24 protein-coding genes and 1 pseudogene are annotated in these 19,509 nt (G+C 61.6%); 11 read left to right on the top strand and 14 right to left on the bottom strand.

The annotated features are described in order from the left end of the window. Window positions 1-460: 460 nt before the first annotated feature. Window positions 461-847 (bottom strand): twin-arginine translocation signal domain-containing protein, encoded by a 387-nt coding sequence (locus tag LOKO_RS07465; RefSeq protein ID WP_066447138.1) that lies wholly within the window; start codon window positions 845-847, stop codon window positions 461-463. Window positions 848-1,380: 533 nt separating this feature from the next. Here LOKO_RS07465 and LOKO_RS19640 point away from each other — a divergent pair. Continuing rightward, a complete protein-coding gene (locus LOKO_RS19640) occupies window positions 1,381-1,533 on the top strand; it encodes a hypothetical protein (RefSeq protein ID WP_158509934.1) in 153 nt (50 codons plus the stop codon). Window positions 1,534-1,659: 126 nt separating this feature from the next. Here LOKO_RS19640 and LOKO_RS07460 read toward each other — a convergent pair whose 3' ends face one another. Beyond that, window positions 1,660-3,243, bottom strand: coding sequence for an MFS transporter (locus LOKO_RS07460; RefSeq protein WP_066447137.1), 1,584 nt, complete (start codon window positions 3,241-3,243; stop codon window positions 1,660-1,662). Window positions 3,244-3,351: 108 nt separating this feature from the next. Between LOKO_RS07460 and LOKO_RS07455 the strand changes: the two genes are divergently transcribed. Beyond that, window positions 3,352-4,149, top strand: coding sequence for a helix-turn-helix transcriptional regulator (locus tag LOKO_RS07455; protein WP_066447134.1), 798 nt, complete (start codon window positions 3,352-3,354; stop codon window positions 4,147-4,149). On the opposite strand, the gene LOKO_RS07450 is transcribed toward LOKO_RS07455, so the two are convergent. Both LOKO_RS07450 and LOKO_RS07445 read right to left on the bottom strand, forming a co-directional pair. Continuing rightward, window positions 4,125-4,523: a VOC family protein gene (locus tag LOKO_RS07450; RefSeq protein ID WP_066447132.1), complete on the bottom strand. Its 399-nt coding sequence runs from the start codon at window positions 4,521-4,523 to the stop codon at window positions 4,125-4,127. The genes LOKO_RS07455 and LOKO_RS07450 overlap by 25 nt on opposite strands. A 26-nt stretch (window positions 4,524-4,549) precedes the next feature. Next, window positions 4,550-4,909 carry an MFS transporter gene (locus tag LOKO_RS07445; RefSeq protein ID WP_201025369.1) on the bottom strand — a complete coding sequence of 120 codons (360 nt, stop codon included), beginning with the start codon at window positions 4,907-4,909 and terminating at the stop codon, window positions 4,550-4,552. A 22-nt stretch (window positions 4,910-4,931) separates the two neighbouring features. Between LOKO_RS07445 and LOKO_RS07440 the strand changes: the two genes are divergently transcribed. After that, window positions 4,932-5,306, top strand: coding sequence for an Lrp/AsnC family transcriptional regulator (locus LOKO_RS07440; protein WP_235588966.1), 375 nt, complete (start codon window positions 4,932-4,934; stop codon window positions 5,304-5,306). A 7-nt stretch (window positions 5,307-5,313) separates the two neighbouring features. On the opposite strand, the gene ada is transcribed toward LOKO_RS07440, so the two are convergent. Further along, window positions 5,314-6,417, bottom strand: a complete 1,104-nt coding sequence (ada, locus tag LOKO_RS07435; RefSeq protein WP_066447123.1) for a bifunctional DNA-binding transcriptional regulator/O6-methylguanine-DNA methyltransferase Ada — start codon at window positions 6,415-6,417, stop codon at window positions 5,314-5,316. Between the two features lie 308 nt (window positions 6,418-6,725). Between ada and LOKO_RS07425 the strand changes: the two genes are divergently transcribed. Further along, the gene (locus LOKO_RS07425; protein ID WP_066447118.1) at window positions 6,726-7,079 is read left to right on the top strand and encodes an antibiotic biosynthesis monooxygenase family protein; all 354 of its coding nucleotides are present in this window, start codon (window positions 6,726-6,728) and stop codon (window positions 7,077-7,079) included. 204 nt (window positions 7,080-7,283) lie between these two features. Beyond that, a complete protein-coding gene (locus LOKO_RS07420) occupies window positions 7,284-7,721 on the top strand; it encodes a VOC family protein (RefSeq protein WP_066447115.1) in 438 nt (145 codons plus the stop codon). On the opposite strand, the gene LOKO_RS20395 is transcribed toward LOKO_RS07420, so the two are convergent. Further along, window positions 7,718-7,849, bottom strand: coding sequence for a hypothetical protein (locus tag LOKO_RS20395; protein WP_256379997.1), 132 nt, complete (start codon window positions 7,847-7,849; stop codon window positions 7,718-7,720). The genes LOKO_RS07420 and LOKO_RS20395 overlap by 4 nt on opposite strands. 137 nt (window positions 7,850-7,986) lie before the next feature. Between LOKO_RS20395 and LOKO_RS19310 the strand changes: the two genes are divergently transcribed. Next, window positions 7,987-8,160, top strand: a complete 174-nt coding sequence (locus LOKO_RS19310) for a DUF1127 domain-containing protein (protein ID WP_158509933.1) — start codon at window positions 7,987-7,989, stop codon at window positions 8,158-8,160. A 112-nt stretch (window positions 8,161-8,272) separates the two neighbouring features. On the opposite strand, the gene LOKO_RS20135 is transcribed toward LOKO_RS19310, so the two are convergent. From LOKO_RS20135 to LOKO_RS07400, 5 genes are all read right to left on the bottom strand, one after another. Then, window positions 8,273-8,758: a hypothetical protein gene (locus LOKO_RS20135; RefSeq protein ID WP_250636936.1), complete on the bottom strand. Its 486-nt coding sequence runs from the start codon at window positions 8,756-8,758 to the stop codon at window positions 8,273-8,275. Further along, the gene (locus LOKO_RS20130) at window positions 8,722-9,255 is read right to left on the bottom strand and encodes an SDR family NAD(P)-dependent oxidoreductase (protein WP_235588964.1); all 534 of its coding nucleotides are present in this window, start codon (window positions 9,253-9,255) and stop codon (window positions 8,722-8,724) included. Before LOKO_RS20130 ends, LOKO_RS20135 begins: the two co-directional genes overlap by 37 nt. Window positions 9,256-9,408: 153 nt before the next feature. Then, window positions 9,409-10,167, bottom strand: coding sequence for an arsenical resistance protein ArsH (arsH, locus tag LOKO_RS07410; RefSeq protein ID WP_066447109.1), 759 nt, complete (start codon window positions 10,165-10,167; stop codon window positions 9,409-9,411). Then, a complete protein-coding gene (locus tag LOKO_RS07405) occupies window positions 10,164-11,327 on the bottom strand; it encodes an MFS transporter (RefSeq protein ID WP_066447108.1) in 1,164 nt (387 codons plus the stop codon). The genes arsH and LOKO_RS07405 overlap by 4 nt, the downstream gene beginning before the upstream one ends. Window positions 11,328-11,402: 75 nt before the next feature. Beyond that, complete coding sequence (locus tag LOKO_RS07400) at window positions 11,403-11,807, bottom strand: PadR family transcriptional regulator (RefSeq protein ID WP_083517486.1); 405 nt, start codon at window positions 11,805-11,807, stop codon at window positions 11,403-11,405. 125 nt (window positions 11,808-11,932) lie between these two features. Here LOKO_RS07400 and LOKO_RS07395 point away from each other — a divergent pair, with 125 nt between their 5' ends. After that, window positions 11,933-12,664, top strand: a complete 732-nt coding sequence (locus tag LOKO_RS07395) for a DUF899 domain-containing protein (RefSeq protein WP_066447106.1) — start codon at window positions 11,933-11,935, stop codon at window positions 12,662-12,664. Window positions 12,665-12,798: 134 nt separating this feature from the next. On the opposite strand, the gene LOKO_RS07390 is transcribed toward LOKO_RS07395, so the two are convergent. After that, on the bottom strand, window positions 12,799-13,677 hold the full coding sequence (locus tag LOKO_RS07390; RefSeq protein WP_066447097.1) for a helix-turn-helix transcriptional regulator: 879 nt from the start codon (window positions 13,675-13,677) through the stop codon (window positions 12,799-12,801). A 115-nt stretch (window positions 13,678-13,792) separates the two neighbouring features. Between LOKO_RS07390 and LOKO_RS07385 the strand changes: the two are divergent. Both LOKO_RS07385 and LOKO_RS07380 read left to right on the top strand, forming a co-directional pair. Further along, window positions 13,793-15,076 (top strand): annotated as a pseudogene (locus LOKO_RS07385) (NAD(P)/FAD-dependent oxidoreductase). A gap of 80 nt (window positions 15,077-15,156) precedes the next feature. Beyond that, window positions 15,157-15,615 (top strand): carboxymuconolactone decarboxylase family protein, encoded by a 459-nt coding sequence (locus tag LOKO_RS07380; protein WP_066447093.1) that lies wholly within the window; start codon window positions 15,157-15,159, stop codon window positions 15,613-15,615. 133 nt (window positions 15,616-15,748) lie between these two features. On the opposite strand, the gene LOKO_RS07375 is transcribed toward LOKO_RS07380, so the two are convergent. Next, on the bottom strand, window positions 15,749-16,651 hold the full coding sequence (locus LOKO_RS07375) for an arylamine N-acetyltransferase family protein (protein ID WP_066447091.1): 903 nt from the start codon (window positions 16,649-16,651) through the stop codon (window positions 15,749-15,751). Window positions 16,652-16,891: 240 nt separating this feature from the next. Further along, window positions 16,892-17,203, bottom strand: coding sequence for a helix-turn-helix domain-containing protein (locus tag LOKO_RS18725; RefSeq protein ID WP_417935396.1), 312 nt, complete (start codon window positions 17,201-17,203; stop codon window positions 16,892-16,894). Window positions 17,204-17,895: 692 nt separating this feature from the next. Between LOKO_RS18725 and pyp the strand changes: the two genes are divergently transcribed. Further along, window positions 17,896-18,279 (top strand): photoactive yellow protein, encoded by a 384-nt coding sequence (gene pyp, locus LOKO_RS07365; protein WP_066447085.1) that lies wholly within the window; start codon window positions 17,896-17,898, stop codon window positions 18,277-18,279. 86 nt (window positions 18,280-18,365) lie between these two features. Continuing rightward, entirely contained in the window at window positions 18,366-19,499 is a 1,134-nt protein-coding gene (locus LOKO_RS07360) for an AMP-binding protein (RefSeq protein WP_066447083.1), read from the top strand. Window positions 19,500-19,509: the final 10 nt, after the last annotated feature.

Genomic DNA, 19,509 nt, shown 5'->3' with positions numbered 1-19,509 from the left:
GCCTGGAGCTTTCGGGACAGGCAGCCCCCGCCTGTTCTCTCATCCTCGGGGGAGAATGACGGGCCTCCCAGGTTCCTGGGAAACCCTTATGCGAACATGCCCTGCTCACCGACACCGGTGACCTTTTCCCGCAAAGCCAGTTGAGCGGGTCAATGTTGCCTTCCAGGGCAGCAAGACTGTCGGCGGTCACATAAACAATAATTTCGGTGCTCAATCACACGGCCTATTCGCTCGCTGTCTACGCTTCGCAGCGGCGGTTGCCCGACGCCACGCAAGACTCGCTACCGGCTGGTGGCTAGCCTTGGCCGGGTGGGACTCTCACCCACTGGGTTTCAATTCACCCTTTCCACCACGCCTGAGCAGTAGGTTTCCCGGGTGACCAGGCTTCGCCTGGCGCACTGCTGCGGTTATTCTATGAATCTAGGATATCGAGCTTAACTCACTGAGCCGGTGTATGGATTCAGGTTGACACACAGGGGGTCATGCCGAACGGCACGGTGGTGAAGTACTGGGCAGCAAAAGACTCCCCGGCCCAGTAGTAGGAGCAGGCATGGTTCAACTGGACCTGCTGGCCCCGCGAGACGGCATCGAAGCCATCGAAGGCTGGGATCAGTTCACCGGCTTCATAAACCCGAATCTTGATGCGCCCGCCCGACATGTCTTCGACTCGCTTGGCGAAGTCCGTGGCGGCGCCGGGGCCAGATTGGAAGAATGGAAACCCGGAGGGCCAACTGGTGGTCATGCGCCAGTTGAAGGTTTCCTGGGCCTTGACGATACTCGGAGCCATCACGGTACCCACCGCGGCAGCACCACCGTACTTGAGGAAATTACGCCTGTTGACGCTCATGAAAGTGCCTTCTCCCGGCGTGCTTGATAGCATCAAGCGCACTACCAAGCAGCGCTCTTGTTTATTTTAATGATTGAATCGTGAACTGGTCAGAAAGCTGACCTTGGGGAGAATAAACTGGTGAGGAAAAAAATAAATCCAGGAGACTGCGCAATTCACACTAGTGATATTTCTTAGTCGACCTTACGGACAGGGCATCCGTAGAACTAAGTACAACCACCCAAGAATTTACCAGAATTATATACCTGGAAATGTATTTCACTAAACCGGTTAAAAAAGCAATACCAATGAGGCCAACCAGGCAGCCAGGCCAGTAACGACTCGGCGGCGGGCCACTCGGCAAGGTCGTGGACCCTTATCGCGAAGCGATAAAAATGGGTTTCTCGCCAAGCGTGAAAACTAAGTCGCTGACAACGAGTCAAAGTCTTTGTCGGCCAGCGAGAAAACTGCCATCCTCCAGAGGGCAGGCACACCTCTCGTAGGGACAGCGAAGTCCCGAGGGTCGCCCCATTCACCCGCAGGAGGACATGCACATGGGTATCATCACAATGCTGACCGTGAGCGTGGCCGCAGTGGCGCTATTGACCTACGCCATGAGCGAGAAGCAGAGGCAACCCATTCGCAAGGAAGTGCGTATCGATGAGGATGAGCGCGTCCCTTACCGGCAACGCTCCCCCCACGACTGATCGTCAGCGTATCGATATTGCAGCCCCTGGCACCCTGAGTACCGGGGGCGCTTCGTTTCACGACACACCTTCGTTGGTATTGGTCGTTCTCGGCTCGATCCTGGTGGGCTCGAATGTAATGAATTGCTAGAGCGAGCAGGGCTCGCCCTTCTCGGCTGAATGTTCCTGAACTTCCTCTCCTATCGCGGCGACATGGCGCAGGCTGACGATGGAGACCACCGCCAGCGCCAGGATGGCGATGCCACCCACCGTGGCGGTCACGTTCAACCCCGCGGTGAAGGCCTGCTGGGCTTCCAGCAATACGCCTGCAGGCAGGCTCTCGCCGGCCGAAACGGTGGCCCAAAGGCTCTCCTCCACGATGTCCGCCGCCTCGGCAATTTCACCCTCGGCTATCGTCGCGCTGACCTGAGCGCGATAGACGAAAGTGGCCAGGCTGCCCAGCAAGGCCACACCCAGCGCAACGCCCAGCTCTTGCACCATCTCCGACATGGCCGAGGCCGAACCGACCTTCTCCGACGGCGCCGCGCCTACCACCAGGTCCGTTCCCAACGCAGCGATGGTGCCCAGGCCGAGATAGACCAGCGAGAATCCGGCGATCGCCATGCCCACGCCGCTGGAATTCACGTCGACACTGGCCAGCAGCCAGTACCCAAGCGTCGAGAGCGTGAGCGCGGCGCCCACTACATAGCCAGGACGAATACGTCGCGCGATCAGCGGCGCAACGATGCCCGCCAGCACCATCATCAACGCCGGCGGCCCCATCCAGAGCCCAGCCGCCAACGGCGTGAGCCCTGCCACCAGCTGCAGATACTGGGTCACCAGCAGCATCACACCGGAAACGCCCACCAGACCAACCAGCAATACGATCAGAGCGGCACTGAACGTGCGGCTACCGAAAAGACGCATGTCGAGCAATGGATCGGCCAAGCGCTTTTGACGACGCACGAAGGCAAGCGCCATTACGCCTCCCAGCAGCAGCACCAGAAGCGAAACGGGCTCGAGCCCCGCCTTGGCGATCTCCTTCACGCCATACACGGCCGGCAGGGTAGCCGCCAGCGAGAGCAGCACGCTGGTGAAGTCCAGCGGGCCACTGCGCTTCGCACGATACTCCGGCAGCAGAATCGGTGCCGCAATCAGCAGCACGGTCACCACGGGCACCGCCACCAGAAAGGCGGAGCCCCACCAGAAGCGCTCCAATAACACGCCGCCCACCACTGGTCCCAGCGCCATGCCCAGAGCGAACATGGTGGCCCACACGCCGATGGCCAGGGCGCGCTGACGCACATCGCCGAACATGTTGCTGATCAGCGCCAGGGTCGACGGCATCAGAGTCGCACCGGCAACGCCAAGCAGCGCACGTGCGGCAATCAGCATCGCCGCGTTAGTGGAATAGGCCGCGATCACCGAGGTAATGCCGAAGCCCACGGCACCGATCATCAGCAGCCGGCGTCGGCCGATACGGTCGCCCAAGGTACCCATGGTGATCAAAAAGCCGGCGATCATGAAGCCGTAGGCATCCATGATCCACAGCGCCTGGGTGCTGCTCGGCTGCAGATCCGCCGCCAGGGCGGGCAAGGCCAGATAGAGAATCGTGACGTCGAGGCCGAGCAGTACCGTGGGCAGCGCCAGCACCGCCAGGCCGGCCCACTCCTTGATACCCGCCCGCTGCCGGGCGAGACGCGAGCCTGATACTTCATTGAGGGAAACCATGCCGTGCCTCCTTTCCATAGGGTTGGCATGGTAGTCTTGGCCTATCTTAATAGGGGTACAATATAGCCACTTATCCTATTACCAGCAGTAATTACATAGGTTAATGACATGGGCGGACGCAGCCTCGACCGACCCCGCAGCGAACTCACCGACTTCCTGGTTCATCATCGCAACAAGCTGACGCCGGCCGACGTCGGCCTGCCCAGCACCGGACGACGGCGCACCCCAGGGCTGCGTCGCGAAGAGGTGGCGACCCTCGCTGGCGTGGGACTGACCTGGTACACCTGGTTCGAACAGGGGCGCGACATCAACGTCTCGGAGAGCTTCCTGCTCAGCGTTTCAAAAGCCCTCAAGCTCGACGACGCCGAGTGTTGTCATCTGTTCCTGCTCGCCCACCGCCGGCCGCCGCCGGTGGAGGCCTACCAGTGGCAGGAAATTCCGCCCCTGGTGCAGTCACTGATGGACGATATTGCAAGGCCTGCCTATGTGATGAACCTGCGCTGGGACATCATCGCCTGGAATGCCGCCGCCGATGCCCTGCTCGGCTTCGGCGACAAGGAGCCCGGCGAGCGCAACATGATGCGCCTGCTGTTCGCCGACCCGGCGCTACGCAGGCGCCTTCCCGACTGGCGTCAGGACGCCCCTCGCCTGCTGGCCCAGTTCCGCTGCGACCTGGCGGCCGCCCCCGAGGACCCGGTCATGCAGGCGCTGATCGACACGCTCGCCAAGCTCTCGCCGGACTTTCGCCGCTGGTGGGAGCAACCCAATCATGTGGCGTACCGCTACGGCATCGGCACGCTTCTCGACGTCGACTCCAATCCGAGGGAGTACCAGCACGCCACGCTATTGGTCGATGAGCACCGGCATCTCAGAATGGTGGTTTATTTCTCTTCCTCATCCGGATAAACGACAAAGGCCAGTTTGTTGCCATCGCCATCGCGCACATAGGCCGCGTAGAAACCTTCAGCGTATTGCGGCCGATAACCTGGAGCGCCTTCATCACTGCCTCCATTGCTGATGGCTATCTCATAAAGCTTGTCGACCTTTTCAGGGGCCGCGAACTGGAACGCTGTCATGGTGCCATTGCCTACACTGGCTGCCTGGCCATCGAAGGGATATCCGACGAAGAAGCGAGGAAAGTCGAGATCGGTCTCCTTTCCGTAGGAAACGCAGGAATCGTCTTTCCAGCAGACATCCCAGCCCATTTCAGCGAAAAGTGGATCGTAGAATGTCAGCGCTTTCTCCAGGTCCCGGGTTCCGACCATGGTGTAAGCGATCATGCTGATATACCTCCTTTACCGACTCGTCATGTTTCTGAATGGCAGCGTAGCTCAGCCTGCTTTCTGCGCCACTGCCCCAGCGCCCAGCCTATGGCCGGCAGTACGAGCATCGCCGACGCCCAGGCACAGGCGGCAAAGCCGAAGTGGGTGAATATCGGCCGATAAAGCAGCGCACCGACGAAGACGCACAGATAGGAAATGGCGCTATACAGCCCCATGATGGCACCCCGCTGCGCAGGGTCGATCTCGGCAAGCTGGCGCATGAGCAGGTTCAAGCCGAGATGATTGGCCACGCCCCAGACAAGACAGAGCGCCAGCAGCATCAGCGGAAGCATGGCGGCACCCATCAGCCCCAGGTAGACGAGCATCAAGCCGGCAAAGGTCACACAGCCGGCCGTGCACGAAAGGGTGAAGCGGCTACGATCCTCGGGGCGCATTCGCGCCACGGTGGCGGTGCTGGACGGCCCCGCCACCGGCAAGCCTTTTCTGGCCTTCGTGCATGTCGACACCACCGGTGGCAGCAAGAGCCGTACCTTCAGGGCACTGTCCGAACTGCCCGAACTGGAGGAGATTCATTCGGTGGCCGGCGACACCTGCACCCTGCTCAAGGTGCGCTGCGCCAGCAGCCGGGCGCTAGAGGGTCTGCTCGCTCGGCTCTACGCCATGCCGGGCGTCAAGGCCACACGCAGCTACATGGTGCTCTCCACATACCTTGAGCGCACGCCCCAAGCGGGTATCACCGAGGCTCTGGAAGAGCCGCACATGGAAGTAGCTCAGCGATGAAACCCTTTCATTCATGCTGCAGCATGGCAGCATCCGCCAGTGCCGCCTCACGCTCGAGCAGCGTGCGCTTTCTCTCCACGCCCCAACGGTAGCCTGAAAGTGCCCCGTCACTGCGCACGACCCGGTGGCAGGGAATGGCAAGCGCAATGGTGTTGGAGGCACAGGCCCTGGCCACGGCGCGCACCGACTTGGGAGAGCCGATCCGCTGTGCCAACTCCGCATAGCTGATGGTAGTGCCGACGGGAATCTCGGTCAGTGCCTGCCAGACCCGCTGCTGGAAGGCGGTACCGCGAATATCCAGCGGCAGCGACAGTCCAATGCCAGGCGCCTCGACGAAGCCCACCACCTGAGCCACCCAAGCGTCGAAATCCTTTCCCCCCGGGACCAGGTTGGCATTGGCGAAACGACCCTGGAACTCCTGCAATAGCTGTTCCGGATCGCTCCCCAGAGAAATAGCGCAAATGCCCTTTTCGCTGGTCGCGACTAGAATGTTGCCCAGCGAAGACTCTCCCAGGGCGAAGTGAATTTCCATGCCCTTCCCTCCCGAACGGTAACGTTTCGGCGTCATGCCGAGCATGAGATTGGAACCCGCATAGAAGCGCCCGCTGGAATTGAAGCCCGCCTCATAGATCGCCTCGGTGACGGTTTCCCGCTGCGCCAGCGCCTGGCGAGCACGTTCCGCCCGGCAGGCGACCGCATATGCCTTGGGCGTCAGCCCCGTGACTGACTTGAAGACACGATGAAAATGGAAGCGGCTCAGCCCCGCGTCTTGCGCCAATATGTCGAGCGTGGGGAGTTCGTCGGATGCCTCGATCAGACGGCAGGCCCTGGCGACACTCTGGGCGTGTCGCTGGGCCAACGGTAGCTCCTGGGGGCGGCAGCGCTGGCACGGCCGGTAGCCGGCTCGCTCGGCTGTCGCCGCATCAGCATGGAACTCGGCGTTCTCGCGGCGAGGTCGGCGCGATGGGCAGGTGGGACGACAATAGATCCCGGTAGTACGCACCGCATAGACGAAAGCGTCGTCCGCCGCGGCATCGCGAGCCACTACCGCCGCCCATTTCGCCTCATCGGAATCGAAGGTGTCAAATGAATGGGTGGATGTCTCGTTCATGGCGGGCCTCCGCTGTGGGTTCGGCGTTCTCCGTGAGTTCAGGATGAGCCCTGAGCCCGCATGGCACACTCCGTCCCTTGCTTTCAAAGTGGACCCGCCTCGTCGCGGCATTTCGCAACATCCGCAGCATAGCATCGCACATAAGCCTAAATGGCTACCCCGTGAGACTGCTACTCTTTCCAAACGACTGGGGCAAGCTTGCGATGATGGCCGCTCCCTTCGACCACGGGTTCTGCTTCGTGATGTTCCTGAATCGGGGTTACGATGAGATCGCTAACTGAAGCACACAACGACAACACGGAATCCTTATGATCGTCGTCATCTTCGAAGTCATTCCCAAGTCCGGCCGTCGCGAGCAGTACCTGGACATAGCCGCAAGCCTGCGTCCATTGCTCGACGAGATCGATGGTTTCATCTCCATCGAGCGCTTCGAGAGCCTCACCCAGCCGGGCAAGATTCTCTCGCTCTCCTTCTGGCGCGATGAGGAGGCCGTCGCCCAATGGCGCCAGCTCGAACGCCACCGCAGCGCCCAGGCCCAGGGTCGTGAAGTAGTGTTCGACGACTATCGCCTGCGCGTGGCCACGGTGATGCGCGACTACGGGATGCACGAACGCGAGCAGGCGCCCGCCGATAGCCGCGAGCGTCATGATCAAGCTTTATAAGATGATGCGCTGGCGCCCCGGTAAGCCCTTACTTACCGGGATGCTCCTGTAGTCCAGACTTATGCCTCAGAAATACGGGCCATCGCCCGCCTCCGGCGTCTAGCCGTCCAAACTGGCCGTTAGAAAATGAGCATGCATGTTGAAATCGACTAGGGTGAATCGATGAAAAGAAGTAGCACCAACAACAATCCCTGGAGACCCACCATGCAGCTTTCCACCTACCTGATCTTCGACGGCAACTGCCGAGAAGCCTTCGAATTCTACCAGTGCTGCTTCGACGCCAAGCTCGAGGCCGTATCCACCTACGCGGAGATGCCCGCCAGCGAGGGTATGGAAATTCCCGAGGAAGCCAGCAACCTGGTCATGCATGCCCGACTGCGCATCGGTGACCAGCTGTTGATGGCCTCCGACAATGCCCCCTTCTGCCCGGCGCCCTATGAAGGCATCAAGGGTGCGAGCATTTCGGTTGGTGTCGACTCGGTACACGACGCCGAACGGCTCTTCAATGCCCTGGCCGACAACGGCACCGTGCAGATGCCGCTCGAAGAGACCTTCTGGGCGCATCGCTTCGGCATGCTGGTGGACCGATTCGGCGTCGCCTGGATGATCAACTACGACAAGGAGGAGCAGACCGCCGCCTAGCGCAGTACCGCTTCCCTCCTGAGCCGCTCGGCGAGCAGGTCGATGAAGACACGGGCCTTGGCAGCCGAGTGGCGCCCCTCCCGGTGCACGGCCACTCGACTGCCCTGACTTTTCCTCAAAGTGCCCATTTACTGTCCGTAGCACATAACACCGCGCTTCACCGCAGCGAAAGTAGCCAAGCGCCTTTGACGGCAATAAACGGAGTGTGACCTCTCACCTGGCGCGGGAAAGTGGCAGAAAGACAGCGCTTTTGGAGGGAATGAGCATGTTTCTGTACAGACTCGCGTCATGGCTGAAGCGAGGCCGCCGTGATGCTGCCAGCCATCGGGACTATTCCGCATTGAAAGAGTGCGATCCTCGCATGCTGCGCGACATCGGGCTATACCGCGAACATGGCCGCTTGCTGCCGCTTCATCCCGAGACAAGCTGGCACGACTGACGTTATGAGTGGCGCTCGATGATAGAACGGCAGGCGCTCTCTCGACGGAGAGTCCAACAACCCAATGATCCAGTCGCGCACGGCAGCGATGGCCCGCTCCTCGAGCCGCTGTTCAGTCCTGACGCTGCCTTCGACGCCGCGATAGACAAAAGCCAATCAGCGCTCCTCCAAGAGTCGCGGCCATGACTGCCTTGCGGCGCTTATCGGTTGAGCGGAAGCCGCCGTCGATGCGCCGCTCGCCACTCGCCGGTGCATACAGGTTACCCGAGGAGTTAGCCATCGGCCGGGCTCGCTTCAAGGCGAGGTTGACCAGGCTGGCATTGAGCCACTTGTAGCCTGGCATGCCGTAAGCAAGGCGCGCCAGCACGGCGGGCAAGCCCACGTAGGCACTCGGCTGAGGGTACCGAGCCAGGTTGACGATGGTACGAGCCGCACGTCGGGGATTATAGACGGGAGGCACAGGCTTGACGGCACGACCGGTGTAATTGCTGCCATCACGAAAGCCCGGGGTATCCATCACTGCGGGATAGACATTACAGACATGGATATCCGGCCAGTGCTTCAGCTCACCCTGCAGGCTTTCGGCGAAGGCACGCAGGCCGAACTTTGCCGCACTGTAGGAAGCGGCATAGGGCTGGGGCGCCCAGCCGCCCAGCCGCCCAGGGAAACATTATTGATCAGAATACCGCGGCCTCGTTGCTTGAAATGAGGCAGTACGGCATAGGCGCCATTAATCTGGCCGATAAGGTCTGTCTGGATAACTCGCTCATGGTCCTCAAGGGGGATTTCCTCAAAGGCCCCGAGCGCACCGACCCCCGCGTTGTTGACCCATACATCGATCTTGCCCGCTGCCTCTATCGCGCTTTGCGCTAGTCGCTGCATATCCTCAGGCTTGGTGACGTCGGCGACGATGAAGCGGGCCTGCCCCCCGAAGCGATGGCACTCCTCCGCGACATCATGCAACGCCGTCTTGTCCCGGGCGGCCAGGAACAGGGCCGCCCCCTGTCGAGCAAATTCGTGGGCCGTAGCACGGCCGATGCCGCTGGAAGCGCCGGTCACGACAACAACGTTCTCAAGCATCGCCAGTGGATACATAGAAGCCTCCTTTCCAATGGTTTCACGGCATCCTGGCCGCTTTCACCCTTAAAGGTAGACAAGTCCTGATAACAAACCCGGCATAGCCTGGGTGCCGGGCTGGAAATCACCGTCGCAGGCGACTTTGACGTCCTCGGCGCGAAGCCACTTCGTTCACTGCGCTTCGTGCATAGCTTGGGTAACCGCAGAGCGATCCGTCACCGGGTCAGCCTTGGCACCGGCCGCTTCGCGTCGCTCCGAGTAGCGATCCACCAGCGTCTCACTATGGGGTCGCATCAGCAGGGTGAAACGCACCAGCTCCTCCATCACATCGGCGATGCGGTCATAGAGCGGCGAGGGCCGCATACGGCCGGCCTCGTCGAACTCCTGATACGCCTTGGGCACGCTGGACTGGTTGGGGATGGTGAACATGCGCATCCAGCGCCCCAGCAGGCGCAGGGTATTCACCGCATTGAACGACTGCGAGCCGCCGCTGACCTGCATCACCGCCAGGGTACGCCCCTGGGTGGGTCGCACCGCCCCCATGCTCAGCGGCAGGTGGTCGATCTGGGTTTTCATCACGCCGGTGATCTGGCCGTGGCGCTCGGGGCTGCACCACACCTGCCCTTCCGACCAGATGGCCAGCTCGCGAAGTTCGCGCACGGCAGGGTGATCGTCGCCAGCCACCTGATCCGGCAGCGGCAGGTCGGAAGGATCGAAGATACGCGTCTCGGCGCCGAAGTGGCGCAGCAGCCGTGCCGCTTCCTCTACTGCCAGGCGCGAGAAGGAGCGCTCGCGCAGGGAACCGTAGAGCAGCAGGATACGCGGTGGATGGCCGAGCGGATCGGGCAGGCCCTGGCCGGGCCGCTGACGGGCGAAACGCTCATCGAGCGCCGGCAGGTAGTCGGGGTCAGACAGTGTGCGAAGCCTCATGTCGCCTCCTTCATGGCGTGGGTTTGCAGAACGAACAGCGCCACCAGGGCCGCGAGCCCCAGGGAGGATGAGAACAGCAGCGCCTGGGTCCCGAAGCGCTCGATCAGCAAGGCAAAGGCCAGCGGCGCCAGCGCCTGGCCGAAGCGTGCCGGCACCATCAACACGCCCTGGCGCAGGCCATAGCCGTGCGGGCCGAAGATCGCCAGCGGCAGCGTGCCCTTGGCAATGGTGAGAATGCCGTTGCCGGCGCCGTGCAGCAGCACAAACAGCGTGGCAAAGGGCGCTCCAAGCGTTATCACGCCGAGCGCCCCGAGCGGATGGGCGACCACGGCCAGCTTGGCCGAAAGCAGCGGATGGAAACGCTGCAGCAGCGAGAACTCGAGCAGCCTCGCCGCCACCTGGGCCGGCCCCACCAGTGCCGCGGCGGCGATGGCACCAGCAGGCGACAGGCCTGCGATCTGCAGCAGCCATGGCAGGTGCGCCGCCATGCTGGTGCTGACGAACCAGGTCACGGCGAAGACGAAGGCCAGCAGCGCCATGGGTAACCAGGTCGTCTCTCCTTCGGCCGCTGACGCCTCAGCGCGTGGAGCGGGCGGCTGGATGCCGAAGGGAACCAGCAGGCGGTTGAGCGGCAGGCCCAGCAGCAGGTGCACCGCCGCCCAGGTAAAGCAGGCGTTCTGCCAGCCGAACTCGGCGTTGAGCCAGCCGGTGATCGGCCAGCACACGGTGCTGGCGAAGCCCGCCAGCAGGGTAATACCGGTGATGGGGCCACGCGCCTCGCGACCATAGAGCCCCGCCAGGGTCGAGAAGGCCGATTCGTACAGCCCCATGCCCATGCCGACGCCGATCACCAGCCACCCCGCCCACAGCATCATGGGCCCGGCGGCCAGCCCCAACAGCACCAGACCCAGGGCGAAAACCAGGCTGGAAACCGTCAGTACGTCGCGCCCACCGAAACCGTCGATGCGCCGCCCCACCGCCGGCCCCAGCACCGCCGAGACCACAAGCGCCGAGGAGAACGCCGCGAATACCGTACCGGTCGTCAGGCCGAGGTCCCGTGCCATGGGCACGGCGAGTATCGCCGGCAGGTAGTAGGTAGAGCCCCAGGCCAGGGTCTGGGAGACACCCAGGGCGACGACCACCCGGGTGCGGCTGTTCACCTTATACCTCGATCAACGAGGTATTGAGGCCTGAAAAAACGCTCTGCGCTCATTCTTCCCTCACCCCTAATCCTCTCAACCAGACATCGCCCCACCGGCCATGCGGCGGCTCTCGAGGATGCAGTCCGTGGCCTCCAGCCAGGCCTCCACCGCCACCTGGAAGGCGTCCCGCCCTTTCTCCGTCAGCGCATAGACCTTGCGCGAGCGCCCCTGCACCACCTCGGCGGACGAACTCAGGTAGCCGCCCGCCTCGAACTCGTTGAGCATCGGGTAGACCGTGCCCTCCGATGGACTGCAGCAGCCCTTGGTGCTCTTCTCCACCGCCTGAACCACCTCGTAGCCGTGCATCGGCTTTCGGTGCAGCACGCTGAGCACGAAGAACTTCGACAGCGACATCTTGATCGTGCCGCGCCAGTACGAAGGCTCGCTGTAGTCGGGTATCCTGCGGCCGGTGGCCGGTTCGGTCTTTGCCTGGGTCATGGCTGCAATTTATACCTCGATGATCGAGGCGTCAATATTCTCGCATGACGCCGAACTCTCTGCTGTCGAATCCGCCCCCACCAGGACGACTATCTCGTGCAAAGACAGCAACAGGAGAACTCCTCATGTCAGCGCACGATGCAATATCCCGACCTGTTGTCTCCCACGACGATTGGCTCGCCGCCCGCAAGGAGCTACTGAGAAGGGAAAAGGAGCTCACCCGCCTGCGCGATGACCTGAGCGCCAAGCGCCGCGACTTGCCGTGGGTGAAAGTCGATAAGGAATATGTCTTCGATACGCCAGTAGGCCGCAAGACGCTCGCCGAACTGTTCGATGGACGCAGCCAGTTGATCGTCCACCATTTCATGTTCGGCCCCGGCTGGGGGGCGGGATGTATCGGCTGCTCCTTCACGGCCGACCACATCGAAGGTACGCGGGTGCATCTCGAGCATCATGACGTGAGCCTGGTTCGGGTCTCCCGCGCCCCGCTCGACGAGATCGAGGCTTACCGGCGGCGCATGGGCTGGCAGGTGACGTGGGTCTCCTCGCACGGCAGCGACTTCAACTACGACTACCAGGTCTCGTTCACTCCCGAAGCGATCACCCAAGGAAGGGTCACTTACAACTACGCCACGGCCAACGTCTCGATCGAGGACCTGTCGGGCCTCAGCATGTTCTACCGAAACACCGATGGAGAAATCTTCCACACTTATTCGACATACGGCCGCGGCGACGAACTCGTCGACAGCACCTACATGTTGCTCGACATGACGCCCAAGGGCCGCAACGAGACGGGGCCTCACCGCAACCTGACGGACTGGGTTAAACGCCATGACGAGTACGAATCGGCAAAATAGGATGGGCGATCCTCACCGACGCCTACGCCCTGCTCGGCAGGACACCCTACGTTCTCCAGAAGGATTTCGAGGACTCACCCAAGGGATGGCCGCAGCGTCCGATCTACGGTTGAGTACCGCGCAGGGAATCGCCGCTACCCATAGCGCCGCTGCGCGTAGTCGAGATAGCCGCCCGGGGTGAAGCCGGTAACGGCCTTGAAGTCGTGAATGAAATGCGACTGGTCGAAGTAGCCGGCAGCAAAGGCGGTATCGGTCAGCGAGGCGGCGACACCGCCCTGCTTGATCAGCTCACGGCTGCGGGCGACGCGCTGCAGCCGGGCGTAGCGCTTGGGCGAGAGCCCCACGTGGAGCTGGAACAGCCGCTCCAGGCGACGCTGGCCAAACGGCAGTTCGGTCACCAGCTCAGCGATGCTGCCCTGGCCATGACGGCGCTGAAGCCAACCAAGCGATGCCAACAGGGCCGGCACCTCCGGCGCCTCGTGCCGCCGTAGTCGCTCAAGCAGGTATCCCTCCAGCAGCGCGATGCGACTCGACAGGTCGGGCGTCTCATGCAGTTGCTCGTGCAGCGCTTCGAGTTCGAGCCGGCGCAAGGCGACGCCCGGCGTCAGCTCCCCATCGACCAGGGCTGAAAGCGCTTCGCCGACGAAGGGAAATACCATGCCTGGCAGGAATCGCACGCCGAGCAGGTCGAGTGTTTCCCTCACCGCCAGCCGCGCCGTGCGTTGCTTGGGGCCGTCGACCCAGCAGCCACCTCCCACCCGCTCGCCATCGCGCTCTAGCGCACTGCCGAAGTTGAACAGCAGTCCCGCAGCGCCATCCGGATGCAGCAGCTCCACTCCTGCCGGCTCGCCGCCCCTACCCCTGGCCTGCCAGTAACACTGCACGTAGGGACGCAGCGCTGCAACAGGCGCGAAATATTTCAGCGACAGCCCCGAGGCCGCCACCAGCGGAGCAGGGCGGAAATTTACAATACCGCCAAGGGCGGCCGGGTCAGGATGAGTGACGCGGTTCATGCAAGCCCCCTCATCTAGCTCTCCCCTAGGCCAGGGAGCGGACAATGGAGTAAAACGATTCTAGTTCTTCCCCTCTTCATTCACTTTACCGGAGTATTACGTGGACAAAACGCGAATGGTAGTCGTCGGCGGTGGCGCTGGCGGGCTGGAGCTGGTCACCCGCCTCGGTCGGCGCCTGGGACGACGCGGCAAGGCAGAGATCACGCTCATCGACCGCAATTCCACGCATATCTGGAAACCGCTGCTGCATGAGGTTGCCACCGGGGCGCTGGATTCCAGCATCGACGAGATCTCCTACCAGAGCCATGCCCAGCTCAATGGCTATCGCTTCCAGCGCGGCACGCTCGAGGGCGTGGATCGCGAGGCGCGTCACTTGCGCTTGGCCCCGGTGCTCGATGACCACGGCTAGGAAGTGCTGCCCTCGCGCACCCTGGAGTACGATCTGCTGTTATTGGCACTGGGCAGCGTGAGCAACGACTTCGGCACGCCCGGGGTCGCCGAGCACTGCCATTTTCTCGACAGTCCGGCCCAGGCCGAAGCCTTCCGCCACGACATGCTCAATACCTTCCTACGCTATAGCGACCCCGAACGTCGCCTGCACCCACGGCTCACCGTCGGCATCGTTGGCGCCGGTGCCACCGGCGTAGAGCTCTCGGCGGAACTCTACGATGCCTCACGCATGCTGCACAGCTATGGCTTCACCGAGATGAAGAGCAACTCCCTGGAGGTTCACCTGATCGAGGCGGCGCCGGACGTACTCCCGGCACTGCCCGAGCGAATTCGCAAGGCCGTGCGTACCGAGCTTGAACGCCTGGGCGTGCAGGTGCATACCGGCACCCGGGTGGTGTCCGTCGAGGAGGGTGCCATCGTTACCGCCGACGAGCAGCGCATCGAGACGGACCTCAACGTGTGGGCCGCGGGCATCAAGGCGCCCGAGGTGCTGCGCGACCTGGGCCTGACCCTGGACCGCAACCAGCGCATCAAGGTCGAGCCGACGCTGCAGAGCGTCGATGACCCCAATATCTTCGTCTTCGGCGACTGTGCCAGCTGCCCGCAGCCGGACGGCTCCATGGTGCCACCGCGGGCGCAGGCCGCCCACCAGCAGGCCCAGCGGCTCTACAAGAACCTGGTCGCCCGGCTCGAGAACGGCACGCTCAAGCCGTTCCGCTACCGCGACCGCGGCTCGCTCATCTCACTGGCCCACTTCGAGGCGATCGGCAGCCTGATGCGTGGCGCCTCGGCGCGCAGCCTGTTTATCGAGGGGCGACTGGCCAAGTTCTTCTACGCCTCGCTCTATCGCATGCACCAGCGCGCCATCCACGGCACGGCCAAGACCGCGCTAATTCTGCTCTCGGACGGGCTCAATCGCTTCATTCGCCCACGCATGAAGCTGCACTGATCCAGCAGGTCGAAAAACTACAATTCTGCCGCTAGCGGCCGGACTAGGGTGGGACTCCATTCATTTCTGGAGCCCCACCCATGCGCATGAATTATTTCTCCGCCAGTCCCGCCGGTCTCAAGGCCATGCTCGACCTGCAGAACCATGTTCACAAGACAGCGGAAGATGGCGAACTCGGCGATGGCCTGCTGGCGCTGGTCTATACCCGGGTTTCGCAGATCAACCGCTGCGCCCACTGCATCGACATGCACACCAAGGACGCACGCAAGGCCGGTGAAACCGAACAGCGGCTCTATGCCCTGAGCGCCTGGCGCGAAACGCCCTTCTACACCGAACGCGAGCGTATCGCCCTGGCCTGGGCCGAGGCCCATACCCTCATTGCCGGCCGCGGCATCGACGAGGCGCTGTTCAACGCTACCCGCGAGCACTTCTCGGAGAAGGGCCTGACCGACCTCACCCTCGCCATCTGCACCATCAATGCCTGGAACCGGCTGGCCATCGGCTTTGCCGCCGATGCCGGCAACTACCAACCCGCATGACGATTTGGTCACGAGTCACCCGACGCCATCGGCTCAGTACACCAGGCTCACAGCCTGCTCGCCATTCGGCTCGTCGGTAAACGTCCTCAATCGGCGCCATAACACTTAAAGGCACACCAAGCCAAGGCCGACCTCAGGTACCGAGTTGCTCGCCTTCAGATGACATCTCGGCGAGCGACTTGGCCCGCCGCAGCAACGCGGTCTCCTGCTCCGGTGCGAGCACCAGTCCGAACCGCTCGCGCAGTACCTGGGGCAGCGCGTCTGCATCGATCCGATGCAGTTCCGGCGCCTCACCCGGACGAAATACCTTCAACTCCAGGTCCGTTAACGCCAGGCGCATCTCTGCCCCGTTGTGCTGGGCCACGATGCGCCGCACGAACGGCGAGGCCGGATGATGGGAGACGAGATAGTTTTGCTCTTCAAAGTCGGCACGATAGTAAGGCTCGTCGCTGAACTGGTAGAGATTGAACCAGCCGTCATGGCGGCGGTGACGCAGCAGCCAGTACCCCAGCGGTGAGCGCTCCAAACGGTATTCCCAGCGGCCATGGCGTGCCTCGATACCCTCCTCGAGCGATATCGGCTCACGCGGCCCCACGTTGCCGACCCCGACATCGACCAGCCACTGCCCCCCCGCCACGGTCACGTTGAGGATCGTGTGCCCAAGGGGTGTCACCTTGTCCGCAGCATCGCCCATCAGTATTCGCGCACTGCGTCCCTCCACGACAAAGCCGAGTCGGTCTAGCACGGTGCCGAACAGGGTGTTCTGTTCGTGGCAGTAGCCACCGCGCCGCCGCCGCACCAGCTTGTCCTGCAGGCTCTCCAGGTCGAGGCGAATCTCGCCGCCGGTGGCGATCTCCAGATTTTCGAAGGGCACCGCCTCGAGATGCGCCCGCTGCAGATCGCGCAGCGCCTCCAACGTCGGCGCTAGCGAACCGCGATAGTCGATGCGCACCAGGTAGGCGTCGAGGTCGAGCGGCGATGTCTCCCACTGGGCCCTGTCGTGAAAATCGGATTGCAGAAGAGTAGTAGCTGTCATGTTCCAAGACTCCTTATGCCCGCGACACAACGTCGCTGATGGCGATGCCTGGCCAGCCCATTCAAGGCCGGCCGAATATCCGGAGCCTAATACCTCAAGTTAAGTTGATATCAATACCGCATAGACCTATCGCCCCCATAGCGGCCGTTAATGCCGCGCTCAATGACCGCCCAGGATCATCACTCCATTGCAGCACCGTTACCTGTGAGCGGCCCAATGCCATGTTTCGCTCGCGATAACTCACCCCACCAGGGCCTTGCGCAGTCCACCAAAGCGTCGCCGGTACTGGGCCGGCGTCAGGCCGACCTTGCGCCGGAATAGCCGGCCGAAGAAGGCACCATCTTCATAGCCCACCGCCTCTGCGATGGCATCCACGGGGGTCTTCTCTGCCTCCAGCATCTGCTTGGCCTCTTCCAGGCGCAGGGTATGCACGTATTCCATGGGCGTCAGGCCGGTGGCCTTCCTGAAGCGACGGTGGAAGCTGCGCTCGCTAAGCCCTGAAACCTCAATCAAGGACGCCACGGGCGAAGGTTCGTCGTAGTGTTCGGCGATCCACGTCAGTAGCCTAAGGCCGCACAGGCATAACGATGGACTGCCGCCGAATGTGGCAGAAAAGAACTATTGGAATGCTCAAAACTCAGTGGCCAAAAATACTTGACCACTACACTGCGACCCCCAGTCGCTGAGCACCGCATTCTCCAGCCCGCTGTCAGAGTTCCTTTGCCCAACTGGTCTTGCCCAGCTTGGCGATGCGGGTCACCTCGATTACCGGCACTGCCTGGGGGTCGCCCACCTCCAGGGGGGCGTAGTGAAGACAAAGATGCCCGCCGATTCGATGGTCGGTCCCCGGGCATAGAGGGGGGCCAGTCCACCGCGGAGCACCAGCACGGCCCTGGCCGTCTCCAGCACCTTGTCCTTGGCGGTTAGCGGCTGAGACAGTCGTGCCTGAGCGAGTCGTTCCAGCGCAGCGTCGAACTGCTCGGTTGCGGGATGTTCAAGGGCACTGAGCCAAGGGTGGACGGCCGCTGTAACGAGGAGGGGCCGTATGGCTTTCAGGTCGATTGGGGCCGGGCACTCCCCTTGCCGGTCGAGGCCAGCAGGGCTTCCTGCAATTGTATCCAGTGCTTGCTCAGGAGCAGGGCTGCTGCTAATCTGTGATAGATTTGTAGGACTTTTGTATAGCTATAGTATAATCTATTTCTGCCACACGGTAGTAACCATTGACAGGCGCAGGAGTTGTGGAAATGGCACTAGATAAAGTGACTTTCGGCAGTGATGATATTGAAAACTCGCTGGCAAAAATGGATGACAAGAAACTGGATTCCCTTGCATTTGGGGCCATCCAGCTCGATGCCTCCGGCAAGATCATGCAGTACAATGCCGCGGAAGGTAGCATCACCGGCCGTGATCCAAAAAGCGTCATCGGCAAGAACTTCTTTACCGATGTGGCACCTTGTACGCAGAGCAAGGAATTTCAGGGCCGCTTCAAGGAAGGGGTCAAGAATAATGATCTCAATACCATGTTTGAATATATTTTTGATTATAAAATGAAACCCACCAAGGTAAAGGTGCATATGAAAAAGGCGCTTACTGGCGATTCGTACTGGATATTTGTCAAGCGGCTATAACAAAATGAGGCTGACCTTGGTTGCTTTGTCATGACTAAGGTCGGCTGTTTGCGCTGTTAAAGTCTGCCTTTCTCAGGAATCCATCTATGACCCAATGGCTTACCCAGGCAGATTGCAAAGCGGTAATGCACTCCCTGTTTTGCGCTGAACTGGCCGCATATCGGGGCGAGGCAGTGCCTGGCTGGCAGGAGCTACAGGAGATAGATTCGCTCGAACGTTTGCATCTTGCTGCCTGCGTCAATGAGTTTTTCTGCTTGTATGAAACTGGTCTGGAAGACCGCCTGTTGATGACATACAGCTTTGATGACTGGGCGTCTTTCGTGGCGGAAACAATCACTGAAACGTCAGGGCTGACTTTCCGTACCTCAGGGAGTACCGGATCGCCCAGCGCTCATTTCCACCGCTGGGAACATATCGAGGCGGAGGCCAACGCACTGGCCCAGCATTTTGCATCGGTAATGTCGATGCAACGGGTCATCAGTTGGCTGCCGTTGCACCATCTTTACGGCTTCATGCTGGGCGTTGCGCTCCCCTGCGTGGCGGGAGTGCCGCGCAAGGCCGTGAGCGGTGTTGCCTTGCCAAGTTTATCATCTGGCGACGTCGTTGTTAGCGTTCCTCCACGCTGGGATTACCTGGCGCGATCAAACACGGGGTGGCCAGAACACGTCGCAGGCGTTTCATCCACGGCGCCGTTATCGCCAGAGACATCCGGCCGCTTGATCAAGCAAGGTCTGATGGGATTGCTCGATATATACGGCAGCACGGAAACCGGCGGTGTGGCGACCCGCTGGCAGCATGACATGCCCTATCAACTGCTGTGCCACTGGCAGCACCATGATAATCAGAGTATTAAACGAGTTGATGACAATATCATCATTCCGTTATTGGATAAGGCAGACTGGCACAGCGACACGACATTTACATTAAATGGTCGTCATGACGGCGTGGTTTCGATAGGCGGCGTGAATGTCAGCCTTTCCTATGTCAAACAGCGATTGCTGTCGTTGGCGAGCGTCGAGGAGTGCACCATTCGTACCACGGGCAATACCGCGCAGCAGCGCTTGAAGGCATTCATTGTGCCGGCTAGCGGTCAGGAGCCTGCAGCGGCGCAAGATATTGCGCAACTGATTGCCAGGTGGCCCGCTGCCGAGCGCCCCGTCAGCGTCACCTACGGTGATGCTTTGCCAACCAACACCATGGGCAAGCTCAGTGATTGGTAACAATCTATCG

Origin of the sequence: Halomonas chromatireducens (genome assembly GCF_001545155.1) — a bacterium.
Classification (GTDB): domain Bacteria; phylum Pseudomonadota; class Gammaproteobacteria; order Pseudomonadales; family Halomonadaceae; genus Halomonas; species Halomonas chromatireducens.
This window is presented reverse-complemented; position numbering and strand designations above follow the sequence as displayed.